Annotated in this window: 21 protein-coding genes and 1 pseudogene; 11 read left to right on the top strand and 11 right to left on the bottom strand. The window is 68.5% G+C overall.

Features of this window, described 5'->3' with window-relative positions:
- Positions 1–10: 10 nt before the first annotated feature.
- Positions 11–1,816, bottom strand: coding sequence for a flagellar hook-length control protein FliK (locus AC1RNC_RS00460; RefSeq protein ID WP_492882789.1), 1,806 nt, complete (start codon positions 1,814–1,816; stop codon positions 11–13).
- Positions 1,817–2,325: 509 nt separating this feature from the next.
- On the opposite strand from AC1RNC_RS00460, the gene flgK reads away from it, so the two are divergent.
- From flgK to mnmA, 3 genes are all read left to right on the top strand, one after another.
- A complete protein-coding gene (gene flgK, locus AC1RNC_RS00455; RefSeq protein WP_492882787.1) occupies positions 2,326–4,446 on the top strand; it encodes a flagellar hook-associated protein FlgK in 2,121 nt (706 codons plus the stop codon).
- 3 nt (positions 4,447–4,449) lie between these two features.
- The gene (locus AC1RNC_RS00450) at positions 4,450–5,373 is read left to right on the top strand and encodes a flagellin (protein WP_492882784.1); all 924 of its coding nucleotides are present in this window, start codon (positions 4,450–4,452) and stop codon (positions 5,371–5,373) included.
- Between the two features lie 65 nt (positions 5,374–5,438).
- Entirely contained in the window at positions 5,439–6,659 is a 1,221-nt protein-coding gene (gene mnmA / locus AC1RNC_RS00445; RefSeq protein ID WP_492882782.1) for a tRNA 2-thiouridine(34) synthase MnmA, read from the top strand.
- Positions 6,660–6,769: 110 nt separating this feature from the next.
- On the opposite strand, the gene AC1RNC_RS00440 is transcribed toward mnmA, so the two are convergent.
- Positions 6,770–7,081 carry a hypothetical protein gene (locus tag AC1RNC_RS00440; RefSeq protein ID WP_099580748.1) on the bottom strand — a complete coding sequence of 104 codons (312 nt, stop codon included), beginning with the start codon at positions 7,079–7,081 and terminating at the stop codon, positions 6,770–6,772.
- A gap of 168 nt (positions 7,082–7,249) precedes the next feature.
- On the opposite strand from AC1RNC_RS00440, the gene AC1RNC_RS00435 reads away from it, so the two are divergent.
- Entirely contained in the window at positions 7,250–7,576 is a 327-nt protein-coding gene (locus tag AC1RNC_RS00435; protein WP_492884353.1) for a DUF2200 domain-containing protein, read from the top strand.
- A gap of 2 nt (positions 7,577–7,578) precedes the next feature.
- Here the strand turns inward: AC1RNC_RS00435 and AC1RNC_RS00430 are convergent, their stop codons facing one another.
- Positions 7,579–8,079, bottom strand: coding sequence for a winged helix-turn-helix transcriptional regulator (locus AC1RNC_RS00430; RefSeq protein ID WP_492835658.1), 501 nt, complete (start codon positions 8,077–8,079; stop codon positions 7,579–7,581).
- Positions 8,080–8,313: 234 nt separating this feature from the next.
- Here AC1RNC_RS00430 and AC1RNC_RS00425 point away from each other — a divergent pair, with 234 nt between their 5' ends.
- Entirely contained in the window at positions 8,314–9,501 is a 1,188-nt protein-coding gene (locus AC1RNC_RS00425) for an acetyl-CoA C-acyltransferase (protein WP_492882779.1), read from the top strand.
- Between the two features lie 15 nt (positions 9,502–9,516).
- On the opposite strand, the pseudogene AC1RNC_RS00420 reads toward AC1RNC_RS00425, so the two are convergent.
- Positions 9,517–9,621 (bottom strand): annotated as a pseudogene (locus AC1RNC_RS00420) (hypothetical protein); the annotation flags it as partial.
- 77 nt (positions 9,622–9,698) lie between these two features.
- Here AC1RNC_RS00420 and AC1RNC_RS00415 point away from each other — a divergent pair.
- A complete protein-coding gene (locus tag AC1RNC_RS00415) occupies positions 9,699–9,968 on the top strand; it encodes a GNAT family N-acetyltransferase (protein ID WP_295113621.1) in 270 nt (89 codons plus the stop codon).
- Here the strand turns inward: AC1RNC_RS00415 and AC1RNC_RS00410 are convergent.
- The gene (locus AC1RNC_RS00410; protein WP_492882777.1) at positions 9,965–11,344 is read right to left on the bottom strand and encodes a M20/M25/M40 family metallo-hydrolase; all 1,380 of its coding nucleotides are present in this window, start codon (positions 11,342–11,344) and stop codon (positions 9,965–9,967) included. The genes AC1RNC_RS00415 and AC1RNC_RS00410 overlap by 4 nt on opposite strands.
- A 71-nt stretch (positions 11,345–11,415) precedes the next feature.
- Positions 11,416–11,916 carry a winged helix-turn-helix transcriptional regulator gene (locus AC1RNC_RS00405; RefSeq protein ID WP_492835666.1) on the bottom strand — a complete coding sequence of 167 codons (501 nt, stop codon included), beginning with the start codon at positions 11,914–11,916 and terminating at the stop codon, positions 11,416–11,418.
- 102 nt (positions 11,917–12,018) lie between these two features.
- Here AC1RNC_RS00405 and AC1RNC_RS00400 point away from each other — a divergent pair, with 102 nt between their 5' ends.
- A complete protein-coding gene (locus AC1RNC_RS00400) occupies positions 12,019–12,819 on the top strand; it encodes an SDR family NAD(P)-dependent oxidoreductase (RefSeq protein ID WP_492882774.1) in 801 nt (266 codons plus the stop codon).
- A gap of 221 nt (positions 12,820–13,040) precedes the next feature.
- Here the strand turns inward: AC1RNC_RS00400 and AC1RNC_RS00395 are convergent, their stop codons facing one another.
- A complete protein-coding gene (locus tag AC1RNC_RS00395) occupies positions 13,041–13,610 on the bottom strand; it encodes an OmpA family protein (RefSeq protein WP_492835670.1) in 570 nt (189 codons plus the stop codon).
- A 199-nt stretch (positions 13,611–13,809) separates the two neighbouring features.
- Entirely contained in the window at positions 13,810–14,679 is an 870-nt protein-coding gene (locus AC1RNC_RS00390) for a LysR family transcriptional regulator (protein WP_492882772.1), read from the bottom strand.
- Positions 14,680–14,778: 99 nt separating this feature from the next.
- On the opposite strand from AC1RNC_RS00390, the gene bla reads away from it, so the two are divergent.
- Together bla and AC1RNC_RS00380 are read left to right on the top strand one after the other, a co-directional pair.
- Entirely contained in the window at positions 14,779–15,669 is an 891-nt protein-coding gene (gene bla, locus AC1RNC_RS00385) for a class A beta-lactamase (RefSeq protein WP_492882770.1), read from the top strand.
- Positions 15,670–15,959: 290 nt separating this feature from the next.
- The gene (locus tag AC1RNC_RS00380) at positions 15,960–16,325 is read left to right on the top strand and encodes a hypothetical protein (protein WP_492882769.1); all 366 of its coding nucleotides are present in this window, start codon (positions 15,960–15,962) and stop codon (positions 16,323–16,325) included.
- A 47-nt stretch (positions 16,326–16,372) separates the two neighbouring features.
- Here AC1RNC_RS00380 and AC1RNC_RS00375 read toward each other — a convergent pair whose 3' ends face one another.
- Positions 16,373–17,341 (bottom strand): SDR family NAD(P)-dependent oxidoreductase, encoded by a 969-nt coding sequence (locus tag AC1RNC_RS00375; protein ID WP_492882767.1) that lies wholly within the window; start codon positions 17,339–17,341, stop codon positions 16,373–16,375.
- A gap of 106 nt (positions 17,342–17,447) precedes the next feature.
- On the opposite strand from AC1RNC_RS00375, the gene AC1RNC_RS00370 reads away from it, so the two are divergent.
- Together AC1RNC_RS00370 and AC1RNC_RS00365 are read left to right on the top strand one after the other, a co-directional pair.
- Positions 17,448–18,038, top strand: coding sequence for a TetR/AcrR family transcriptional regulator (locus tag AC1RNC_RS00370; protein WP_492882765.1), 591 nt, complete (start codon positions 17,448–17,450; stop codon positions 18,036–18,038).
- Between the two features lie 81 nt (positions 18,039–18,119).
- A complete protein-coding gene (locus AC1RNC_RS00365) occupies positions 18,120–18,638 on the top strand; it encodes a type II toxin-antitoxin system PemK/MazF family toxin (RefSeq protein WP_125156026.1) in 519 nt (172 codons plus the stop codon).
- 127 nt (positions 18,639–18,765) lie between these two features.
- On the opposite strand, the gene AC1RNC_RS00360 is transcribed toward AC1RNC_RS00365, so the two are convergent.
- Both AC1RNC_RS00360 and clpB read right to left on the bottom strand, forming a co-directional pair.
- Positions 18,766–19,098, bottom strand: coding sequence for a hypothetical protein (locus AC1RNC_RS00360; protein ID WP_492882764.1), 333 nt, complete (start codon positions 19,096–19,098; stop codon positions 18,766–18,768).
- Between the two features lie 65 nt (positions 19,099–19,163).
- The gene (gene clpB, locus AC1RNC_RS00355; RefSeq protein ID WP_492882762.1) at positions 19,164–21,743 is read right to left on the bottom strand and encodes an ATP-dependent chaperone ClpB; all 2,580 of its coding nucleotides are present in this window, start codon (positions 21,741–21,743) and stop codon (positions 19,164–19,166) included.
- Positions 21,744–21,761: the final 18 nt, after the last annotated feature.

Below are 21,761 nucleotides of genomic sequence, written 5' to 3'. Positions count from 1 at the left end.
CGGTCCTTCCTTAGATGCGGATGTCGAGACCGCTGTCGGCGACCGTCTTCAGGCCGGGCAGCAGGTCAGCGGGGGCGATGGCGATGTCTTCCTCGCCGGTCAGCGAGGCCTGGAAGGCGCGGCCCGAGAAGGCGCGCCGTCCCTGGTCGCCGAAGTCCTGGAAAGCGAGGAAGGGGTTGGAATTCTGGCCGTTGTTCTGGCTGGAGACGTCGAACGACAGGCCATTGTCGGCGACGCTGAAGCCGGCGTCGTTCAGGGCCTGGCGCAGCTCGCCCGCCTTGCTGCGCAGTTCCTGCGCGGCATGGACGGTGTCGAACCTCATCGAGGCGGTCATCGCGCCGTCGCGGCCGATCTCGATGCGCACGTCGACCTTGCCCAGGTTGTCCGGGGTCAGGGTCACGTCGAAGCGGGTGGCCTTGTCCGCGCGCTTGAGGATCTCGGCCGACAGGGCCGCGACGGTCTCGGGCGAACCGCGCACTGGGGCGGGCGCCGCGGCCAGCGCGGCGGCCCTGGCGGCCTGAGCCTGGGCGACCGGAGCCGGGACGGCCATGGCGTTGGTGTCGACGGCGGCGGCGGCCGCGGCGGCGGCCGGCGCTTCGACCGAAGCGATCGTCGCGGCGGCCTTGTCCGAGCCTTTGGCGTCGGTGGTCGTTTCCCCCTTGTCCGCGGCGACGGCGGTGACGGCCTGGGCGGTCTCGACGGCCACCGCGTCGGCGGCCTTGGCCTGGGCGGCCAGCGGCGACGGCGCGGCCTTGGGAGCCTCGGCGGTCTTGGTCGTGGTCTGGGCGGCTTCCGGCTCGGCGGCCTCGGCGGCGGCAACGGTCTCGGCGACGACCGGAGCGGCCGCGACCACCGGCGCCTCGATCACCTCCGCGGCGACCTGGACGGCCGGCGCGGCGACCGGGGCCACGGGCGCTTGCGGGGCGGCCGGCTGGGGGGCGGCGGCCTTGGCCGCGTCGGCGGTCTTGGCGTCGCCGGCCTTGGCGTCGACAGCCTTGGGCGCGGTCAGGTCGTCGGTCGAGACCGGGGTCGCTTCGTCGCTGGCGAGGGCGGCCAGAGCCTCGAGCGCGGCGGCGTCGACGGCCTGACCTTCCGGCGCGGCGGCGGCCGGCGTGGCCGTCTGGACCGGCGCCTGAACGGCGGCGGTCTGCTGCTGGGGCGAGGCGGGCTGAGCCGCTTCGGCGGCGACCGGCGCGGTCACCTGGGCTTGGGTCTGGGCCGTTTGCACGGCGGCGGCGAAATCGACGGCCTGATTGGCGACGGCGGCCGTCGCGTCCGCGGCCGGCTGAGCGTCGGCGGCGGCTTCAACGGGGACCGGAGCCTGGACCGGCGCGGTCATGGCGGCGATCAGGGTGGCGGCGGCCTGGGCCGCGGCGTCGGCGGCGTTCGCCGCGTCATCCTTCTGGTCGGCGTCCTTGTCCGAGGCCTTGCTGTCCGCGGCGTCGCTCTTGCCGTCCTTGCCGCCGTCGGCCTTGTCCGAGGCCTTGGCGTCGGCGGCGTCGGCCTTCCTGGAGTCCTGAGCGGCCTTGGCGTCCTGAGCGTCATCGGCCCTGTCGGCGCGATCGGCGCGATCGGCGCGCTTGGCGTCGGTCTTGCCGTCCGTCCTGGTCGGCTTGTCGGCCGCCCTGGTGTCACGGCCGTCATCGCGAGCGTCGCTCTTCGACTCCGTACGCGACGGGGCGCGGGGCGCGGGAGCCTCATCGTTCTTGCCGGCGATGGCCAGCAGGGCGTCGAAGCCGTCGCCCGACGACTTGCCGTTCGCGGCCGGAGGCGGCGCGGCGGGAAGAGCGGCGGTGGGTGCGGCGATCGCGGTCATTCGCAGTCGTTGCTCGGTTGAGACGGCGGTCCATGACGAACACGCCTTTGTCCGGCCTCCTTACGCAACGGTCGGGCCAACTCGCCGAAATGGCCTCAAGCCTTTGTTTTAGCTCATCTTAATGGCTTGTTTACGAAGCAAAATCGCTCTCCGTGCGGCGCTTTTTGCCGGGCCCGCCCGGTCGAAAGGGACGGGAGTTGCCGCGTCGCCCGGTCGCGGGGCCAGTTGGCGCCGTCCTTGCGCATGATCCCTCGTCGAACTTCCGACCGCCGGAACTTTTCGCAATGAATTTCAATAGCTTGGAAAATATCGGGAACTCCATTCCCTGCGTGACCCGGCAAGTTTGGCCGGGCAACGACGCGCCCTGCGTTGCGCGGTTTGCCCAGCACGAGCCTGTCGAAGCCGGACCTTTCCGTCGGGTTTCGATGAGCAGGCTCGATCTACTCAAATTCGAAGTGGGCTTTGGGGGCGGTGTCGCCCTCGACGCCCACTTCTAGGGGAGCTGCCGCATGTCGCTGAATGCGATCATGAACACGGCGACGTCCGGCATGATGGCCGCGCAGACGGGTCTGCGCGTCACCTCGGACAACATCGCCAACGTCAACACCACCGGCTACGTCCGCAAGACGATCAGCCAGTCGAACCTGCTGTCCAACGGCATGGGGGTGGGCGTCAGCATCGACGCCATCAAGCGCGCGACCGACCGCTTCCTGCAGTCGGCCAGCCTCAACGCCGCCTCGGACAGCGGCCGCACCTCCGTGGTGGCCGACACCCTTAACCGCGCCCAGCAGCTGTTCGGCGATCCCAGCGGCGACAGCAGCTTCTTCTCGACCCTGGACGACATCTTCTCGGCCTTCTCGTCGGCCCAGGACGATCCGTCCTCGTCCCTGCTGCGCACCCAGGCGCTGACGCGGGTGGATGACTTCCTCAGTGAATCCAGCCGTATCACCTCGTCGCTGTCCAAGCTGGGCAAGGACGCCGACACCCGCATCTCGGCCGATGTCGACCGCGTCAACGACCTGCTGAGCCAGATCGACGGCCTCAACACCGACATCACCCGCGCCAAGGTGGCCGGGGCCGACGCCACCGGCGCCGAGAACGTCCAGAGCAGCCTGGTCGACGAACTGTCCAAGCTGATGAACGTCCAGGTCACGCCCCGGCAGCTGGGCGGGGTCTATGTCCGCTCGACCGAAGGCCTGCCCCTGGCCGGCGACGGCGCGGCCAAGATGACCTACCAGACCTCGGCCACCGCCACGGGCTACCTGACCGTGCAACTGGCCAACGGCTCGGTGCAGCCCACGCCGTTGAACATCTCCAGCGGCGAGATCAAGGGTCTGCTGGACGTGCGCAACACCGAGCTGGTCAACCTGTCCGACCAGCTGGGCGAATTCACTTCGCGCGCGGCCGAGGAGATCAACCGCGCCGCCAACGCCGCCTCGTCGGTGCCCGCCCCGACCAGCATGACCGGCCGCAACACCGGTCTGGACGACACCGCGGCCATGACCGGCTTCACCGGCAAGACCACGATCGCCTTGACCGACAGCAGCGGCGTCATCCAGCGCCGGATCGACATCGACTTCGACGCCGGCACGATGAGCGTCGACGGCGCGGCCGGGCCCAGCTTCAACCCGTCCGACTTCATGGCCCAGCTGAACACCGCCATGGGCGGCATGGGCGCGGCCGGCTTCTCGGGCGGGGCCATGACCCTGACCGGAAGCGGCGGCCTGGGCGTGGCTGTCCAGGACGACGCGACCAGCCCGTCGAGCAAGGCCGGCAAGGGTTTCAGCCACTATTTCGGCCTGAACGACATCATCCGCACCAACGGCTACTCGCCGTACGAGACGGGCCTGACGTCGGCCGATCCGCACGGCTTCACTTCGGGCTCGATGACCATCCGCCTGACCGACGTCGAAGGCGGCCGCATCCGCGACATCGTCGTCGCGCCCCCCCTCCCCCCCGCGAGCGGCACGATGCAGGACATGCTGGACGCGCTGAACTCGCGCGCCTCGGGCGTGGGCCTCTACGGCCAGTTCTCGCTGAACGCCAAGGGCCAGATCGGCTTCACCTCGAACGGGACGACGCCGGTGTCGATGTCGATCCAGGCCGACACCACTGAACGCGGCGTCGGCGGCCCGTCCGTCAGCCAGCTCTTCGGCCTGGGCCCGGCCGAACGCAGCACCCGGGGCGAGAAATTCTTCGTCAGTCAGGCGATGAACGAGAACCCGAAGCTGCTGCCCCTGGCCCAGCTGGACCTGACCCAGGCCGTCGGCGGCAACCCCGCCCTGGCCGTCGGCGACGGACGCGGAGCCCTGGCCCTGGCCAAGTCCGGCGACAACGCCGCCGGCTTCTCGGCCGCCGGCGACGCCTCGGCCGTCAATATGAGCGTCAACCGCTACGCCTCGGACTTCAGCGGCTCGATCGCCCGTAAGTCCGCCACCGCCGCCAACCGCAAGGACGCCGCCGACGCGGTGTCCAGCGAGGTCGACAGCCAGCGGCAGTCGGAAGAGGGCGTGAACCTCGACGAAGAACTGATCAACCTGACCACCTACCAGCAAGCCTTCAATGCCTCGGCCCGCCTGATCCAGGCGACCAAGGACATGTTCGACGTGCTCACCGGAATCCTGAGGTAAGCCATGACCCGCGTCTCAACGGTTCAGAACTACAACATCATGACGTCTAACCTCATGAAGGCGCAGATCCGCCAGAATGACGTGGGCGCCCAGGTGTCGAGCCAGAAGGTCGCCAATGACCTGAAAGGCTACGCCAAGAACGCCGAGATCCTGACCGCCATGCGCGGCACCCAGAACCGGATCAACGGCTTGCTCGACCAGTCAAAGCAGGTCGGAAACCGGTTGGAGATGCAGGACACCGGCCTGGGCCGCGTGGCCGACGGAACCCAGAAGGCCCGCGAGGCCATCGCCAACGCCCTGGCCGCCGGCAACGCCACCACCCTGATGCAGCAGATGCAGGCCAGCTTCGGCGACGTGATCCAGGGGCTGAACACCAAGTCGAACGGACTCTACGTGTTCTCCGGCGCCAAGACCGACACGGCCACGACCTCGGCGACCACCATGGCCGACCTGACCGCCGCGCCGACCACCGCCGACCTGTTCCACAACGACCAGTACATCACCACCAACCGCATCGACGAGCAGACCAACGCCAAGACCGGCGTGCTGGGCGACGCGATCGGTACGACCGTGTTCGACGCCTTCAAACAGGTGCAGGCCTATGTCGACGCCAACGGCGACTTCAGCGGCAAGCTGAACGACACCCAGGTCCAGTTCCTGACCGGCCTGCTGTCCACGTTCGACACCGCCCAGAAGGGCGTGGTCGACCTGCAGGGCAAGAACGGCGTGACCCAGAAGCGCTTCGAGGCCGCGACCGCCGACCTGTCGAACCAGGCCGACACCCTGACAGGCATGGTCGGCGGCATCACCGATGTCGACATGGCCGACGCCGTGACCCGCCTGGAAGCCGCCAAGCTGGCCGTCCAGGCCTCGGCCCAGGTGTTCTCCAGCCTGCAGGCCTCGTCGCTGCTGAACGTACTGAAGTAGGGGGCGGCGACAAGCCGCCCTCCCCCAACCTCGCAAAACCGGCCATCAACCGCTATATGGCGGCGATGGACGCCGACTTGCTGACCCCCGCCGCCACGAACGACGCCGACTCGCTCATCGCGCGCGCGGTCGAACAGGTGCGCGCGGCCGTCGGCCTGCCGGAGGGGACGCGGATCGTCGCGGCCATGTCCGGCGGCGTGGACTCCACGGTCACCGCCGCCCTGCTGGCCCGCGCCGGCTATGACGTCGTCGGCGTCACCCTGCAGCTCTACGACCACGGCGCGGCGATCACCAAGAAGGGCGCCTGCTGCGCCGGCCAGGACATCCTGGACGCCCGCATGGCCGCCGAGCGCATCGGCATACCGCACTACGTGCTGGACTACGAAAGCCGCTTCCGCGAACAGGTCATCGAGGAGTTCGCCGACGCCTATCTGCGCGGCGAGACGCCGATCCCGTGCGTGCGCTGCAACCAGACCGTCAAGTTCCGCGACCTGCTGGACGTGGCCCGAGACCTGGGCGCCGAGGCCATGGCGACGGGCCACTATGTTCAACGCGCGTTCGCGGGGGGCGGCAACCGTCCGCAGCTGCGTCGCGCCGCCGACCCGGCCAAGGACCAGAGCTACTTCCTGTTCGCCACCACGCGCGACCAGCTGGACTTCCTGCGCTTCCCGCTGGGCGGCATGGACAAGCCCACCGTGCGCGCCGTCGCCGCGGGGCTCGGCCTGGCCATCGCCGACAAGCCCGACAGCCAGGACATCTGTTTCGTGCCCGAGGGCAAGTACACCACGGTGATCGACCGCATCCGCCCGCAAGGCGCGGAAGCGGGCGACGTCGTGCACCTGGACGGCCGCGTGCTGGGCCGCCACGAAGGCGTGACCCGCTACACCATCGGTCAGCGCCGGGGCCTGAACATCGCCGTCGGCGACCCGCTGTTCGTGGTGAAGATCGACGCCGACAAGCGCCAGGTCATCGTCGGTCCGCGCGAGGCGCTGCTGACCGCCGCCCTCACCCTCAAGGAAGGCAGCTGGCTGGGCGGCCAGGACAGCCTGGAAGCGGCGGCGCAGGACGGCCAGCCCGTGCTGGCTCGCGTCCGCTCGACCCGTGAGCCCGTCGCCGGCCGCCTGGCGATCCGCGACGGCGAGGTCTCGGTGGTGTTCGACGGCGCCGAGGAAGGCGTGGCGCCCGGCCAGGCCTGCGTGCTCTACGATCCGGCCGATCCCGAGCGTGTGCTGGGCGGCGGTTTTATCGCCGGCACGACGCGGACGATGGACCTCCAGGAGGCCTGACGGACGCCCGGGCGTCGGGTCCAGACTGTCCGGCATCCAAGCCGCCCATACGAAAAACCCCCGCCGGCGAACCGACGGGGGCTTTCTGTGTCAAGCTGACGAAGCGATGCTTACGCGCCGCCCGGGAAGCGGAAGGGAACCTTCACCGAACCGGTCTTGGCGCCCATCGGCAGCTTCTCGGCGATGCACATGGCGGCCTTGTCGAAACCCTTGCCGGCGGCGCTGTTGTCGACGACCTTGCAGTCCGACAGCTTGCCGGCGTCGGCGGTGCATTCCAGCATCACCTGGGCGGCGTCGCGGGTGTTCGCGAACTGCTGCAGGCAACGGCCCATTTGGTCTTCGAAGCCGCCGGCGGCCGAAGCGGCCTGAGCGACGAAGAAGCTGCCGGCGATACCCGCGGCGATCGCGATCGAGAATTTCATGGTTAGCTGCCCCTTGCGGCGTTCAAATCTGATGAGACTGTTTTCGCAGGCAGACGCCAAAGAATGGCTAAGGTTCGCGGTTAATCATTTCCAAAAATGGTGAATGACCGCGGGCGGATGAAATTGAGGGTGGACCGGACCGTGACGAGCAAGCATCGCCTCTATGGAATGGCCTTCGCCAGCGTTTATCCGGCCTATGTCGCCAAGGCCGAGAGGAAGGGCCGCACGCGCGCCGAGGTCGACCAGATCATCCTCTGGCTCACCGGCTTCACGCCCGAGGCGTTCGAGGCTCAGCTCGCCAACAGGACGGACTTCGAGACTTTCTTCGCGCAGGCGCCCCGACTGAACCCGGCGCGCGCCGAGATCAAGGGCGTGGTCTGCGGCGTCCGCGTCGAAGAGGTCGCCGAGCCGCTGATGCGCGAGATCCGCTACCTGGACAAGCTGATCGACGAGCTCGCCAAGGGCAAGGCGATGGAAAAGATCCTGCGGGGGTAGGGTTACTCCGCCGCGATCTTGGTGGCTTCCAGCGCTTCGCCCACGGTCAGCCCCCGTTGGAGCGGCGCGCCACGCTCCAGGTCGCCGCGTTGAACGACCTCGCCGCATTGCTCGCAGGCCAGAACCGGGTGGAAGGCGCAACCGCAACCCTTGTGGGTGAACAGCACCGGCGACTTGTCGCGGCCATAGACGTAGCGGTCGCCCCACTCCGACATGGTCAGCAGCACCGGCGACAGGGCCAGGCCCTTCTCGGTCAGCCAGTATTCGTGGCGCGGCGGACGCTCGGAATAGCGGCGGGTTTCCATGACCCCGTGGGCGACCAGGGTCTTCAGGCGAGCGGCCAGGACGTTGCGGGCGACGCCCAGCCGCTCCTGCCACTGCTCGAAGCGTTTCACCCCGGCGAAGGCGTCACGCAGGATCAGCAGGGTCCACGGATCGCCCACGACTTCCAGCGTGGCGGCGACCGAGCAACGTTCGTTCGTATAGTCAGCAGTGCGGCCCATTTCGTGAGGTTGAGACGTTCCGCGAGGGAAAGCAAGAGAGCGTTGCGTTTGAAGATGAACCGAAGTAGGTTTTTTATCGCAATTGACTCTCTCGGTTGCCACCTGGCGAGGCGTCACTCGAGTTCTTCTCTGATGACGCCTCGCCCCTTCTCATCACGGCATCGCAAACCTCTTGCCCTGTGCGGGTGGATGAAGGCCTATCTCGCCTCGAATACGTCTTCAGGGAGCTAAACCATGTCCGCGTCCGATCCCGTCGTCATCGTCTCCTACGCCCGAACGCCGATGGGCGGCTTCCAGGGCGCCCTGGGCGGGGTGAAGGCCACCGAGCTGGGCGCGACGGCGGTCAAGGCCGCCATCGCGCGGGCTGGCGTCGCGGGCGACAAGATCGAGCAGATCTTCATGGGCTGCGTGCTGCCGGCCGGCCTCGGCCAGGCGCCGGCCCGCCAGGCAGCGCTGGGCGCGGGCCTGCCGCTTTCGGTCGAAGCCACCACCGTCAACAAGATGTGCGGCAGCGGCATGCAGGCCGCGATCCTGGCCCACGACGCCCTCAAGGCCGGCTCGGTCGATGTCGTGGTGGCCGGCGGCATGGAGAGCATGACCGGCGCGCCCTACCTGATGTCCAAGCACCGCGGCGGGGCCCGCATCGGACACGACCAGCTGTGGGACAGCATGTACCTGGACGGGCTGGAGGACGCCTACACCCCCGGCAAGCTGATGGGCGCCTTCGCCGAGGACACCGCCGCCCAGTACCAGTTCACCCGCGAGGCCATGGACGACTACGCGACCAAGGGTCTGATGAAGGCCAAGGCCGCCGTCGAGAGCGGGGCCTTCAAAGCCGAGATCACCCCGGTCACCGTCGTCAGCCGCAAGGGGACCGAGGTGGTCGACACCGACGAGCAGCCGGTCAAGGCCGATCCGGCCAAGATCCCGACCCTGCGCCCGGCCTTCAGCCGCGACGGCGGCGTCACGGCGGCCAACAGCTCCTCGATCAGCGACGGCGCCGCCGCCCTGGTCATGACCCGCGAGAGCGTCGCCAAGGCCCTGGGCCTGCCGATCCTGGCCCGGGTGGTCAGCCACGCCGCCCACGCCCACGAGCCGTCCCTGTTCGCCACCGCCCCGGTCCCGGCCATGCGAAAGGCGCTGAAGAAGGCCGGCTGGACCGTCGAGGACGTCGACCTGTTCGAGATCAACGAAGCCTTCGCCGTGGTGCCGATGGTCGCCCAGCAGGAACTGGGCTTCGATCCGGACAAGCTGAACGTCAACGGCGGCGCCTGCGCCCTGGGCCACCCGATCGGCGCCTCGGGCGCGCGCATCCTGTGCACCCTGATCTCGGCGCTGCAGGCGCGCGGCAAGACCAAGGGCCTGGCGTCCTTGTGCATCGGCGGCGGCGAAGCCACCGCGATGGCGATCGAGCTGGTTTAGAGCGAACCTATTCTTGTCATCCCGGAAAGCCCGGAGGGCTTGTCCGGGACCCAGGGGCCGGCGCAGTGCGGTTGCCCCTGGGTCCCGGCTCTCCGCTTCGCTGCGGCCGGGATGACAGGATTTAGCCGAGCCCTGTCCAGCGAGACCCTAACGACCACCCCTTGGCATCCCTTGCCCGTGAGACGCGTTCCCCCGTCATGACCGACACCTTCCGCCATAACCCCGAACTCAGCCGCTACGAGCTGGAGGTCGACGGCCTGCTGGCCGTGGCCGACTATCAGCGCGCCGGACACCGGCTGGTGATCCCGCACGTCGAGGCCGACATGGCCCTGCGCGGCACGGGCGCGGCCGGACGGCTGATGACCAAGGTCGCCGAGACGGCGCGCGCGGAAGGCATGCGGATCACCCCGCTGTGCTCCTACGCCGCCGCCTGGCTGAAGCGGAACGATCCGGACCTGATCGCCTAAGGCGTCTTGGGCGCCGGCGGCGGGCTCTCGAAGCTGCCCGCCGGCCCCGGGAACACCACAGGGCTTTCCCAGCCGTCGGCGCTGACCGACGAGACCCCGAAGAAGAAGTCGTCGATCACCACGTCCTTCAACGTTGTGGTGGTCGCCGCGTCCGGAACCCAGCGGCTGAAGCGCCAGGTCGGATCGGTCGTGCCGCGCCACCACACCCGATGGCCGGCCGCGCCCGGCGTCGGCGCCCACGAGACCTTGGTGTCCGGGCTGACCGCGCCGGCGATCTTGACGTCCGTCGGCGGGGTCGGGGCCGAGGCCAGGCTGGCCATGGCGATGGTGTTCAGCCGCGTAACCTGGGCCAGATAATTGAAGTCCACGCCCTCGATCACGTCGCCGTAGGGCTTGCCGTTCTCGGTGCGCAGGTTCTGGTGCTGGCGGTCATAGTTCTCGACCGCCTCGGTGACGCGCACGGCCGGATAGCCGGCCTCCAGCAGCGGAACCTGGTCGCCGCCCCGGCCGTAGCGGTCGGTGCGATAGACCATCATCACGTCGAAATTGGTCAGGTAGCGGTCGGCCAGGCCGTCCAGGAAGCGGGCGAGGTTGCGCGACGGGCTGTCGACCTCGCCGCCGTTGTAGCGGCGGCCGTTGGCCTGCTCCGGCGTCTCGACGGCCTTGGTGCCTTCGGAGAAGACGCGGACGTGGGTGTTGTCGATCACCCCGCTCTGGCCGCGGCTGTTGCCGACGATGTCGTTGTTGAGGTCGGCCTCGACCTTCCAGCCCTGAGCGCGCGCGTAATCGGCCAGCACCTTGCCGCCGTAGAGGCCCTGCTCCTCGCCCGACAGCACCGCGAACACCAGGGTGGCCGGGAACCTGTGCTTGCTGAGCACGCGCGCCGCCTCGATCACCGCCGCCGTGCCCGAGCCGTCGTCATTGGCCCCCGGCGCGTCGCTGGTGAAGTCCATCACGTCGGTGACGCGGCTGTCGATGTGGCCGGCGATGATGATCACCCGGTTCGGATCGCTGGTCCCCTTCTGGATGGCCAGGACGTCCTCCACCACGACGCCATTCGGCGCGCGCTTGCCGGTGAAGGTCTGCGAGGGCGTCTCGATCGTCAGGCATCCACCGCAGTCCCTGGAGATCGCCTCGAAGCGGGCCTTGGTCCAGCGGCGGGCCGCGCCGATGCCGCGCTTGTCCGATTTGGTGTCCGACAGGGTGTGGCGGGTGCCGAAACCGACCAGCGACCGGATCGTGCTCTCCAGCGCCTTGGGATCGACGTCGCCGGCGATGGTTCGCAGCAGCGGCTGGTCCGTGGAGGGCGCCGGCGCTTCCGCGTGGGCGGCGCCAGCGGCCATCAGGGCGGCGGCGAGAGCAAGAGACAGGCGCATCGGAGCTCCGGGGACAGCGCGACTTCGAGGCGCGCACGTTTCCGGCCAAGTTCGTCCGGCGCAAGCCCTTTTCACCCCTTGGCGCGTCGCTCGGCCATGAAGGCCACCCGGTTCAGCACCTCGGGTCCGGCCGCCGGTCCGGGGGCGTAGGTGAAGTGCTCGTTGGTGATCGGCTTGCCGCTGATCCGGTCGACCATGATCGGCTCGGCGGCCAGGCCCGTCTCGCGGTCGATCAACTGGCCAGCCACGCCCTCGACGGCGAAGTGGCGGTTGCCGAAGGCCAGCATCGCCGTCAGCACCGGCGCGAAGTCGCGACCGAGGTCCGTCAGCAGATATTCGTAGCGCGGCGGCCGCTCATTGTAGGCGCGCTTCTCGAGAAGTCCGTTTTCGACAAGCCCCGCCAGCCGCTTCGTCAGAATGTTGGGGGCGACACCCAGGCTCTTCTCGAACTGGTCGAAGCGGGTCAGGCCCTGGGCCGCGTCGCGCAGGATCAGCAGGGTCCAGCCATCGCCCACGCGCTCCAGCGTGCGGCCGACCGGACATTGGGTGGGAGGGCGTTCAGATTTGCTCATGACGAAAGATTTGGCCACTCACTTGCGAAAAGCAAGTTACCCCATAGCTAGAGCTGGAAGCCGGACCACCAGGGCCTTGGCGAGACACTGAGGATTATCACGATGAGCGACACCAACACCAAGGGCGCGGCCCTGATCACCGGCGCTTCCACCGGCATCGGCGCGGTCTATGCCGACCGCCTGGCCAAGCGCGGCTACGACCTGATCCTGGTCGCCCGCGACGAGGCCCGCCTGAACGCCCTGGCCGAGCGTCTGCGCGGCCAGACCGGCGTCAAGGTCGAGGTCATCAAGGCCGACCTGACGAACAAGGCCGACCTGCTGAAGATCGAGCAGCGCCTGGCCACCGACGCGGCCATCACGGCGCTGATCAACAACGCGGGCGTCGCCGGCTCCAACGATTTCGTCGCTTCCGATCCCGACGCGTTCGAGAAGATGATCCAGCTGAACGTCACGGCCGTGACCCGCCTGGCGGCGGCGGCGGCGCGCAACTTCGTGCCGCGCGACAAGGGGACGATCGTCAACCTGGCCTCGGTGGTCGGGCTGATCCCGGAACTGGGCATGCCGGTCTATGGCGCGACCAAGGCCTTCGTGACCTATCTGACCCAGGGCCTGCGCGTGCAGTTCGCCCATTCGGCCGTGCGCCTGCAGGCGGTGCTGCCCGGCGCCACGCGCACCGAGATCTGGGAGCGCTCGGGCTCGGACATCGACGCGATGGATCCGAACACGATCATGGACGTCGATGACATGGTCGACGCGGCGCTGGCCGGCTTCGACCAGGGCGAACTGGTGACGATCCCGTCGCTGCCGGACGCCGCCGACTGGGAGGGCGCCCTGGCCGCCAAGGCCAAGCTCTATCCGAACCTGTCGCGTCGCGAGCCGGCGGCTCGCCTCCGCGAGGCCTAAGAGCCTGTCCGTTTCTGATGGAAACATCAGAAACGGATAAACAGGCTCTATCTCAAACACTTAGAGCGTGGCAGGCGCCGAAACCGCTCACACTTTCGGCTGCCACGCTCTAACAGCGGAAAACTCGCCGGCGCGGCGCTCACTCCCGCGCCGGCGAGTCCGCCCTGACGGGCTTTTCAGGTTTGATGCCGACCTGAAAAGCCCATCCGGAACGCGGGAAACTAGCTGAGCACCATCACCACGACGCGGCGGTTCTGGGCCCGGCCCTCACGCGTTTCGTTGGGGGCGACCGGGGCGTCCTGGCCGTACGAGATCGTCGCCATGCGGTTCAGGGCGACGCCGTGCTGGCTGAGGAACTTGCGCACGGTTTCCGCGCGCTTTTCGCCGAGCTCGTCGTTGTATTCCTTGGAGCCCGAATTGTCGGTGTGGCCCTGGATTTCCAGGTAGACGTTCTTGTTGTCGGTCTTCAGCTTCTCGGTGAACTCCGACAGGCGCTGCTCGGCTTCCGGCGAGAGGTTCGCAGCGTTGACCGGGAACTTCACGGAGTCGTCGCTGAGCACCAGGGCGTACTGGAACTTGCCCTCGGCCAGCTTGCCGGCGGCGATGGCGCGATCCAGGGCGTCCTTGGAGGTCTTGTCGAGTTCGCCGATCTGGGTGTCGTGAGCGCTGACCCGCGTCTCGACCTGGCCGACCTGCTGGTTGACGAATTTCTTGGTCGCACAGCCGCTGACCGACAGGCCGCCCATCACCAGGGCGGCGGCGACCATCATGGTCTTCGTGCTAGCTATCATTGTTTGGGTCTCGTCCGTAAAATGGGGGCGCGAGACGTCCTGCAACGCTCGCGGTGACAAATCGGACAGCAGAACTTGACCAAAGATGGGCGCGATTCCGGCGCTTCAAGGTCAAGCTAGACCATTGATACTCAAGATATTTTCATTGACTTCTATACCGCGCGCAAGCGCCGCGGACGAAGATTGGTTCCGAAGATTTTTAGTTTTCGCGGAAGCTCGAAAGCCACGCCTGGAAGGCCCGCAGAGCCGGAGTCTGCCCCCTGGACTTCAGCCAGGTCAGCCAGTAGCGGCCGGCGCTGACCTGAGTCTCGAAGGGCCGGATCAGGCGTCCTTCCTGCAGATGACGCTCGAACATCATCGGCGGGGCCAGGGCCACGCCGGCGCCCTGCAGCGCCGCCTCGACCATCACCCAGGAGCTGTCGAACACCGGACCACGGATCGGCGGCGGCGACAAGCCAGCGGCGGCGAACCAGTCTGGCCAGTCGGCGGCGCGGTAGCTGCGCAACAGGGTCTCGCCGAACAGGTCGGTCGGATCGGAAAGTCGCTCGGCCACCGCCGGCGCGCACAGCGGGCTCATCGGGGCCTCGAACAGCGGCGCGGCCTCCGTGCCGTGCCAGGCCCCGTCGCCGAACCGCACCGCGCAGTCCAGCCCTTCGCCCGCCAGGTCGGTGCGGTTGTTGTTGGTGAACAGCCGCAGGTCGACGAACGGATGCGCCTCGCGGAAGGCCGGCAGGCGGGGCAGCAGCCAGCCGACGGCGAAGGTGCCCACCACCCCGACGCTCAAGACCTCCAGCACCCGGCCGCCCTCGAAGCGGGCCAGCACGTCGCCCAGCTTGTCGAACGAGTCCCGCACGCTGGGCAGCAGGGCCAGGCCCTCGTCGGTCAGGGCCAGACCGCGCGGCAGACGACGGAACAGCGCCGCGCCCAGCCGGGCTTCCAAGCCTTTCACCTGGTGGCTGACGGCGGCCTGGGTCACGCACAGCTCGATCGCCGCGCGGGTGAACGACAGGTGCCGGGCCGACGCCTCGAAGGCGCGCAGGGCGTTCAGCGGCAGTTGGGCGCGGCTCATTCAGGATGACCCAAATTCATCTAGGGGCTCCACCAAGGTATCGTCGTTTGCGGCTAAGACCAGCCCCGGGCAGGTTCGGCGGGCAAGGAGACCCCATTAATGCTTGATCGTCGCATGTTCCTGACGGCCCTGGCGGCCGCGCCCGTCCTCACGCCCGTACCATCCCGGGCCACCGTCTTCGCCAGTCCGCCGCCCTCCGCCCTTAGCTCACGTATTAACGAATTGGAACAGCGCAACGGCGGCCGCCTCGGGGTGGCGGTGCTGGACACCCAGGATGGCCGTCGGTTCGCCTGGCGCGGCGACGAACGTTTCCGCATGTGCAGCACCTTCAAGATGCCGCTGGCGGCGGCCATCCTGCGCCGCGTCGACCAAGGCCGGGAGCGCCTGGACCGCCGGGTGACCTATGGCCGCGAGGTGCTGATGGGCAATTCGCCGGCGGTCGAGAAACACCTGGCCCAGGGCATGACCATCGGCGAGCTCTGCGCGGCCACCATCACCCTCAGCGACAACGCCGCCGCCAATCTGCTGCTGGACGCCCTGGGCGCCCCGACCGACCTGACCCGCTTCCTGCGGGCGCTGGGCGACCAGACCACCCGCTGCGACCGCCGCGAGCCCGAGCTCAACACCGGCGCCCCCGACGATCCGCGCGACACCACTACGCCAACGGCCATCGCCGAGACCTGGAAGACCCTGCTGACCACCGACGCCCTGTCGGCCGCCTCGCGCAAGCAACTGACCGCCTGGGTCGTGGCCAACCGCACTGGCGACAAGCGCCTGCGGGCCGGCCTGCCGCGCGGCTGGAAGGTCGGCGACAAGACCGGCAACAACGGCCGGGACCAGACCAACGACATCGCCGTGATCTGGCCGCCGGGGCGCAAGCCGCTGTTCGTCGCCGCCTTCCACGACCAGGGCTCGGCGGATGACGACGTCCGCAGCGCGGTGCTGGCCGACGTGGCGCGGGCGGTCGTGGGCGCGGGGTTCGGGGCGTAAGTTATCCACAGGGGCGGGCGACCTGCGGCTCTCCTCCCCTGCTGGGGGAGGTGGCGCGGCGCGAATACGCGCCGTGACGGAGGGGGACAGCGCGGACCCAATTGGCGCGGCGCAGACCCCCTCCACCGCCGTTCGGCGGTCCCCCTCCCCCAAGAGGGGGAGGAGAGATTGAGCACCGCGCTCGTTCCTATCCCCGCCCCGTCACCACCATTTCCCTGTCTCCACAGATACTTATACGAAAATACCCGTTTCCCATCCCCGCCTCCCAAACCTCGCTCATGCTCTTCCCCATGAGCCCATCCCCCGCCCCCAGCGCCTGGTGCGCCGACCTGCAAGCCAAGCTGATGGCCGCCATCGACGCGGCCTGGGCCCTGGCCGAGGCCAGCGACGACCCGGCCGTCATCGCCAAGGCCCGCGACAAGGCCAGACTCTGCGGCCAGCTGGCCGCCGAGGCCCGCAAGGTCGCCGCGCTGGTTCCCCAGCCCAAGCCACGCCAACTGCCGGCCATGATTCACGAGGCCTTCGACCGGCTGGACGCGGCCACCGCGCCGTTGGTCGCCGAGGCCGCGCGCCAGGAAGCGCGCGACGCGGGCAAGCCGCCCGCCGCCCAGGCCCTGGCGATGCGGGCGGCGCTGAAGAAACTGAAGCGACGATAGCGCGAGCGCGCCCGAGACACACAGGCCCCGGGCGCCGCCATGCGAACCTAGAACGTCTCGCCGACCAGCTTCTCGCTCAGCGCCCACAAGGCCTGGGCATGGGCCGGGTCGAGGGCGTAGCTCCGGACGCCGGCGCGGATCTGCGAGGCGTCCTCGGCCAGTTCCGCGACGTGACAGTCTTCGCAATAAAGGCCGCCGACCTCGTCCGCGGGCGCGACGACCCCGGCCCAGACGCTGGTGGCCGCGCCCTGCGGAATGGTCTTCCACTCGAAGGCGTCGGCCCCGGCCGCGGCGGCCTGGGCGTTCAGGCTGTCGATCATGCCCTGGATGAAGGCCGGGTCGAGGTGGCGGGCCAGCTCGGTCTGGATGCCGCCCGGATGCACGGCCACGGCCCGCACGCCGCGTTCCTTGTGGCGACGATCGAACTCGACGGCGAACAGGATGTTGGCGGTCTTGGAGCGTCCATAGGCCTCGAACGGCACGTAGTCGGTGGTCTCGAAGTTCGGGTCCTCGAGATTGACGTCCGAGAAGCGGTGCCCCGCCGAGGCCAGGGACACCACGCGCGACCCGGCCTTCAGCAGGCTAGCGATGCGGTTGACGAACACGAAGTGGCCCAGGTGGTTGGTGCCGAACTGGGTCTCGAAGCCGTCGACGGTCTTGCCGAACGGCGGGGCCATGACCCCGGCGTTGGCGATGACCAGGTCGAAGGCGCGGCCGTCGGCCACCAGGGCGTCGGCGGCGGCGCGAACGCTGGCGAGATCGGCCAGGTCCAGTTCGATCAGTTGCAGCGAGCCGCCGCTCTTGGCCGCCGCCTCGCGGACGACGGCGGTCGCGCCCTCGGCCTTCTTGAGGTCGCGGGCCGCGCCGACGACATCGGCGCCGTGGGCGGCCAGGGCGCGGGCGGTCTCGACGCCCAGGCCGGCCGAGACGCCGGTGACCAGCACACGCTTGCCCTTGAGGTCGACGCCGGCCAGGACGTCGTCAGTGGTGGATTTGGCGCCGAAGGAAGTGCTCATGACTCTCTCGATCCCTTGCAGGGTTGTTGTCCGAGCCGATCCGGAGGATTAAATGGAGGAAGGCTCCGGATACATATTCGGAGGCAGCCTCCGCTTTTCAAGGTCGATGTCCGAAGATTCCGAAACCGCCGTGGAGAAGGCCCCGCGCAAGCCGCGCGCCGACAGCCTGCGCAACCGCGACCTGCTGCTGACGGCGGCCAAGACGGCCTTCGGCGAGGTCGGGGCCGAGGCGCCGCTGGAGGACATCGCGCGACGGGCCGGCGTGGGCATCGGCACGCTCTACCGCCACTTCCCCACCCGCGAGGCCCTGGTGGCGGCGGTCTATTCGCGGGAGCTGGACCAGTTGGCCAAGGCCGCCGACGACCTGCTGGCGCGGCGCCCGGCGGGAGAGGCGCTGGAAGCCTGGCTGAGCCTGCTGATCGACTACATGGCCACCAAGCGCGTGGTGGCCCCGGCCTTGCGCGCCGATCCGGGCGAGGGCTCGCGGCTCTACGCCAGCTCGGGGGCGACCATCCTGCCGGCGCTGCGGCGGTTGACCGAAACCGCCCTCGCCGCCGGCGACATCCGCGCGGACATCGGCTTCGAGGACATCCTGCGCATGATGAGCGGCCTGAGCCTCGGCTACGAGCAGCCGGGCTGGGACGCCGGCGCCCGGCGGCTGCTCAGCGTGATGATGGCGGGGCTGCGGGCGCGTTAATCTCTTTTAGCGAGAAATTTTCTTGGAAATCTTCCTTAGATTGATCTTGAACGGTAGAGCTTACGGCCACACAGTTGCCGGATGGACAAACCGAAGCGCCCGCCGCTTGCCGCCACCCCGGCCATGACCAAGGCCGTGGCCAAAGCCGTGCAAGTCTCGGCGATAAGGAAGAAGCCAAACTTAGAAATTCGGCGCTCGACGCGCGTTGGTGAAGTCTACTGGTGCGCCTTCAGTCCGCACAATTGGCTACCGGAGTTCGACGACCAGCATCTCGTGGTCGTGATCCGGGGTGGGAAGAAAGAGCATGATGCTCACGTCGTCGTGCCGCTGACGAAACAGCCCCAGCCAGAGAACCCTCACGGATATAGGCTGACCTCCAACCCTAATCCGAGCTCCGCGCCGGAAGCTTGGGCGGTCTGCAATCACGTCTACACGGTCGCGCCCGAACGGCTGAAATTGCTGCGAGACGCCAAGGGCGTGACCAAGGATCCCGACCGCCTGAGTCCTGTTGACCTCGCGGAAATCGCGCGTCGTGTTTTCAAAGCGCTGAAGCCTTTCTTCGACCATGGCTATCCACCGCGGGCGGTGGATGGCGCTTGAAAATTCAAGGTCCGTCGCTATGTTGTTCTCACGGCTTCGGCCGCCGGATCGAGAGATCCACGCCCCGGCGACGGGGCCAAATCAAAGGCCAGTCTTCGGACTGGCCTTTTTGCTTTGAAGACCTCCCCTAGGCCCCCTCCTCGTCCACATAGATCACCACCGGCTTGCCGCGCGACAGCGGTTCCCAGCCGGCCTCGATGGCCGAGGCGATCGCCTTGGCCACGATGCGCTCGGGAATCTGCGAGGGCTTCAGCGGCGGGGCGCTGAACTTGGGCTTGGGGCCGGGCGGGAACTCGATCAGCGCCTCGCGCTGGCCTTCCTTGTGGCGGACGGCCAGCACCTTGCCGTGCCGCTCCGACGGGTCGTAGTTCCATTGCGGCAGGCGGTGCAGACGCCAGACATAAGGGTCCGCGTCGACCTCGATGTCGAACTCGGCGGTGAGCTTGGTGGTTTTGGCCATGCGGGGGAATACCCCGATGTGGCCTCAAGAAAAAGGGCCGCCCCTTCCGGAGCGGCCCTTCTCTGTTATTGCAGCGTCGCCTTGCCGAACGACAGCTGGCCATCCTGAACCCCGACGGCGATGACGCCGCCGTCCTCGATCTCGCCGGCCAGCAGCTTGCGGGCGATCGGGTCGATCAGTTCCTTCTGGATCACGCGCTTGAGGGGGCGCGCGCCATAGACCGGGTCGTAGCCCTTGTCGGCGATCCAGTTCAGGGCCTCGGCGTCGATCGCCAGGCTCATGCGACGGTCGGCCAGCAGCTTCTCGACCCGCTTCAGCTGGATCGTGACGATGTCGCCCATGTTGTGGCGCGACAGGCGCTTGAACAGGATGATCTCGTCGATCCGGTTAAGGAACTCGGGGCGGAAGTGGCCGCGCACCATGTTCATCACCATCGGCCGCACCGCCTCGACGTCTTCGCCTTCTTCCTGGTTGGCCAGGAACTCGGCCCCGAGGTTGCTGGTCATGATGATCAGCGTGTTGCGGAAGTCGACCGTGCGGCCCTGGCCGTCGGTCAGACGACCGTCGTCCAGCACCTGCAGCAGCACGTTGAAGACGTCCGGGTGGGCCTTCTCGATCTCGTCGAACAGCACCACCTGGTACGGACGCCGGCGGACGGCCTCGGTCAGGGCGCCGCCCTCGTCGTAGCCGACATAGCCGGGAGGCGCGCCGATCAGACGGCTGACCGAGTGCTTTTCCATGTACTCGGACATGTCCATCCGGGTGATGGCGTGCTCGTCGGCGAACAGGAACTCGGCCAGGCTCTTGGTCAGCTCGGTCTTGCCCACGCCCGTCGGGCCCAGGAACAGGAACGAACCGATCGGCTTGGTCGGGTCGTGCAGGCCGGCCCGCGCGCGGCGGACGGCGTCGGACACGGCCGCCAGGGCCTCGTCCTGACCGACCACGCGTCCGCGCAGTTCGTCCTCCATCTTCAGCAGCTTCTCGCGCTCGCCTTCCAGCATCTTCTCGACCGGCACCCCGGTCCAGCGGCTGACCACGGCGGCGATCTGCTCGGCGTCGACGACTTCCGGCGTCAGGGCCTGGGTGTCGCCCTGCTCGGCCTCGGCCAGGCGGCGCTCCAGGGCCGGGATCTCGCCGTACTGGATCTGGCCGGCGCGGGCGAAGTCGCCGGCGCGCTGGGCGTTGGCCAGGTCGGCGCGCAGACGATCGAGGGCTTCACGCGCTTGCGCGGCGCCCCCGGCCTTGTCCTTCTCGGCCTTCCACTTGGCGGTCATCTCGTCCGACCGGAACTGCAGGTCGTCGATCTCGACCTCCAGGTTATCCAGGCGGTGCTTGGACGCGGCGTCGGTTTCCTTCGACAGGGCCTCGCGCTCGATCTTCAGCTGCACCAGGCGGCGGTCGATCTCGTCCAGCTCTTCCGGCTTGCTGTCGATCGCCATGCGCACGCGGCTGGACGCCTCGTCCATCAGATCGATCGCCTTGTCCGGCAGGAAGCGGTCGGCGATGTAGCGGTTGCTGAGCATGGCCGCGGCCACGATGGCGCTGTCGCTGATGCGCACCCCGTGGTGGACCTCGTACTTCTCCTTCAGACCGCGCAGGATCGAGATGGTGTCCTCGACCGTGGGCTCGCCGACGAACACCGGCTGGAAGCGACGGGCGAGAGCCGCGTCCTTCTCGACGTGCTTGCGGTACTCGTCCAGCGTGGTCGCGCCGACGCAGTGCAGCTCGCCACGCGCCAGGGCCGGCTTGAGCAGGTTGGAGGCGTCCATCGCCCCGTCGCCCTTGCCCGCGCCGACAAGCGTGTGCATCTCGTCGATGAACAGGATGATCGAGCCTTCGGCCGCCGTGGTCTCGGCCAGCACGGCCTTCAGGCGCTCCTCGAACTCGCCGCGATACTTCGCGCCGGCGATCAGGCTGCCCATGTCCAGCGACAGCAGCTTCTTGTCCTTCAGGCTTTCGGGCACGTCGCCATTGACGATGCGCAGGGCCAGACCCTCGACGATGGCGGTCTTGCCGACGCCGGGCTCGCCGATCAGCACGGGATTGTTCTTGGTGCGGCGCGACAGGACCTGGATGGTGCGGCGGATTTCCTCGTCGCGGCCGATCACGGGGTCCAGCTTGCCGTCGCGGGCGGCGGCGGTCAGGTCGCGAGCGTAGCGCTTGAGGGCCTCATAGCCTTCCTCGGCGTTGGCGCTGTCGGCGGTGCGGCCCTTGCGGATGGCGTTGGCGGCGGTCTCCAGGGCCTGGGCCGAGACGCCGGCCTCCTTGAAGAGCTTGGCCGCGTCCGCGCCTTCCTTGGCGATGGCGATCAGCAGGCGCTCGGTGGTGACGAACGCGTCGCCCGCCGCCTTGGCGCCCTTTTCGGCCTCGGCGAAGACGCGGGCCGTGTCGGGCTTCATGTAGAGCTGGCCGCCGGCGCCGTCGACGCGCGGGATCTTGGTCAGCAGGGTCTCGACGCCGCCGTCCAGCTGGTCGGGGCGGCCGCCGGCGCTCTGGATCAAGGCGCGGCTGAGGCCGTCCTTCTCCTCGAGCAGGACCTTGAGGATGTGTTCGGGCGCGAACTGCTGGTGGCCTCGCGCGAGGGCCAGGCTCTGGGCGGATTGGACGGCCTGTTTGGCGCGGTCCGAGTAGAGATCGATATTCATGATGTCCCCTTCCTAGGC

It is taken from the genome of Caulobacter sp. GW822-FHT01G02 (assembly GCF_058802865.1).
The sequence above is the reverse complement of the archived record's forward strand: the minus strand, read 5'-3'. Positions and strand labels throughout refer to the sequence as shown.

What these genes read in the sequence shown, in the direction of transcription:
- flgK (WP_492882787.1), top strand. Translation starts at nt 2,326, where the DNA reads ATGTCGCTGAATGCGATCATGAACACGGCGACGTCCGGCATGATGGCC.
- bla (WP_492882770.1), top strand. Translation starts at nt 14,779, where the DNA reads ATGCTTGATCGTCGCATGTTCCTGACGGCCCTGGCGGCCGCGCCCGTC.
- AC1RNC_RS00405 (WP_492835666.1), bottom strand. Translation starts at nt 11,916, where the DNA reads ATGAGCAAATCTGAACGCCCTCCCACCCAATGTCCGGTCGGCCGCACG.
- AC1RNC_RS00425 (WP_492882779.1), top strand. Translation starts at nt 8,314, where the DNA reads ATGTCCGCGTCCGATCCCGTCGTCATCGTCTCCTACGCCCGAACGCCG.
- AC1RNC_RS00395 (WP_492835670.1), bottom strand. Translation starts at nt 13,610, where the DNA reads ATGATAGCTAGCACGAAGACCATGATGGTCGCCGCCGCCCTGGTGATG.
- clpB (WP_492882762.1), bottom strand. Translation starts at nt 21,743, where the DNA reads ATGAATATCGATCTCTACTCGGACCGCGCCAAACAGGCCGTCCAATCC.
- AC1RNC_RS00400 (WP_492882774.1), top strand. Translation starts at nt 12,019, where the DNA reads ATGAGCGACACCAACACCAAGGGCGCGGCCCTGATCACCGGCGCTTCC.
- AC1RNC_RS00390 (WP_492882772.1), bottom strand. Translation starts at nt 14,679, where the DNA reads ATGAGCCGCGCCCAACTGCCGCTGAACGCCCTGCGCGCCTTCGAGGCG.
- AC1RNC_RS00380 (WP_492882769.1), top strand. Translation starts at nt 15,960, where the DNA reads ATGAGCCCATCCCCCGCCCCCAGCGCCTGGTGCGCCGACCTGCAAGCC.
- AC1RNC_RS00360 (WP_492882764.1), bottom strand. Translation starts at nt 19,098, where the DNA reads ATGGCCAAAACCACCAAGCTCACCGCCGAGTTCGACATCGAGGTCGAC.
- AC1RNC_RS00370 (WP_492882765.1), top strand. Translation starts at nt 17,448, where the DNA reads ATGTCCGAAGATTCCGAAACCGCCGTGGAGAAGGCCCCGCGCAAGCCG.
- AC1RNC_RS00410 (WP_492882777.1), bottom strand. Translation starts at nt 11,344, where the DNA reads ATGCGCCTGTCTCTTGCTCTCGCCGCCGCCCTGATGGCCGCTGGCGCC.
- AC1RNC_RS00375 (WP_492882767.1), bottom strand. Translation starts at nt 17,341, where the DNA reads ATGAGCACTTCCTTCGGCGCCAAATCCACCACTGACGACGTCCTGGCC.
- AC1RNC_RS00435 (WP_492884353.1), top strand. Translation starts at nt 7,250, where the DNA reads ATGGCCTTCGCCAGCGTTTATCCGGCCTATGTCGCCAAGGCCGAGAGG.
- mnmA (WP_492882782.1), top strand. Translation starts at nt 5,439, where the DNA reads ATGGACGCCGACTTGCTGACCCCCGCCGCCACGAACGACGCCGACTCG.
- AC1RNC_RS00450 (WP_492882784.1), top strand. Translation starts at nt 4,450, where the DNA reads ATGACCCGCGTCTCAACGGTTCAGAACTACAACATCATGACGTCTAAC.
- AC1RNC_RS00430 (WP_492835658.1), bottom strand. Translation starts at nt 8,079, where the DNA reads ATGGGCCGCACTGCTGACTATACGAACGAACGTTGCTCGGTCGCCGCC.
- AC1RNC_RS00415 (WP_295113621.1), top strand. Translation starts at nt 9,699, where the DNA reads ATGACCGACACCTTCCGCCATAACCCCGAACTCAGCCGCTACGAGCTG.
- AC1RNC_RS00460 (WP_492882789.1), bottom strand. Translation starts at nt 1,816, where the DNA reads ATGACCGCGATCGCCGCACCCACCGCCGCTCTTCCCGCCGCGCCGCCT.
- AC1RNC_RS00440 (WP_099580748.1), bottom strand. Translation starts at nt 7,081, where the DNA reads ATGAAATTCTCGATCGCGATCGCCGCGGGTATCGCCGGCAGCTTCTTC.
- AC1RNC_RS00365 (WP_125156026.1), top strand. Translation starts at nt 18,120, where the DNA reads ATGGACAAACCGAAGCGCCCGCCGCTTGCCGCCACCCCGGCCATGACC.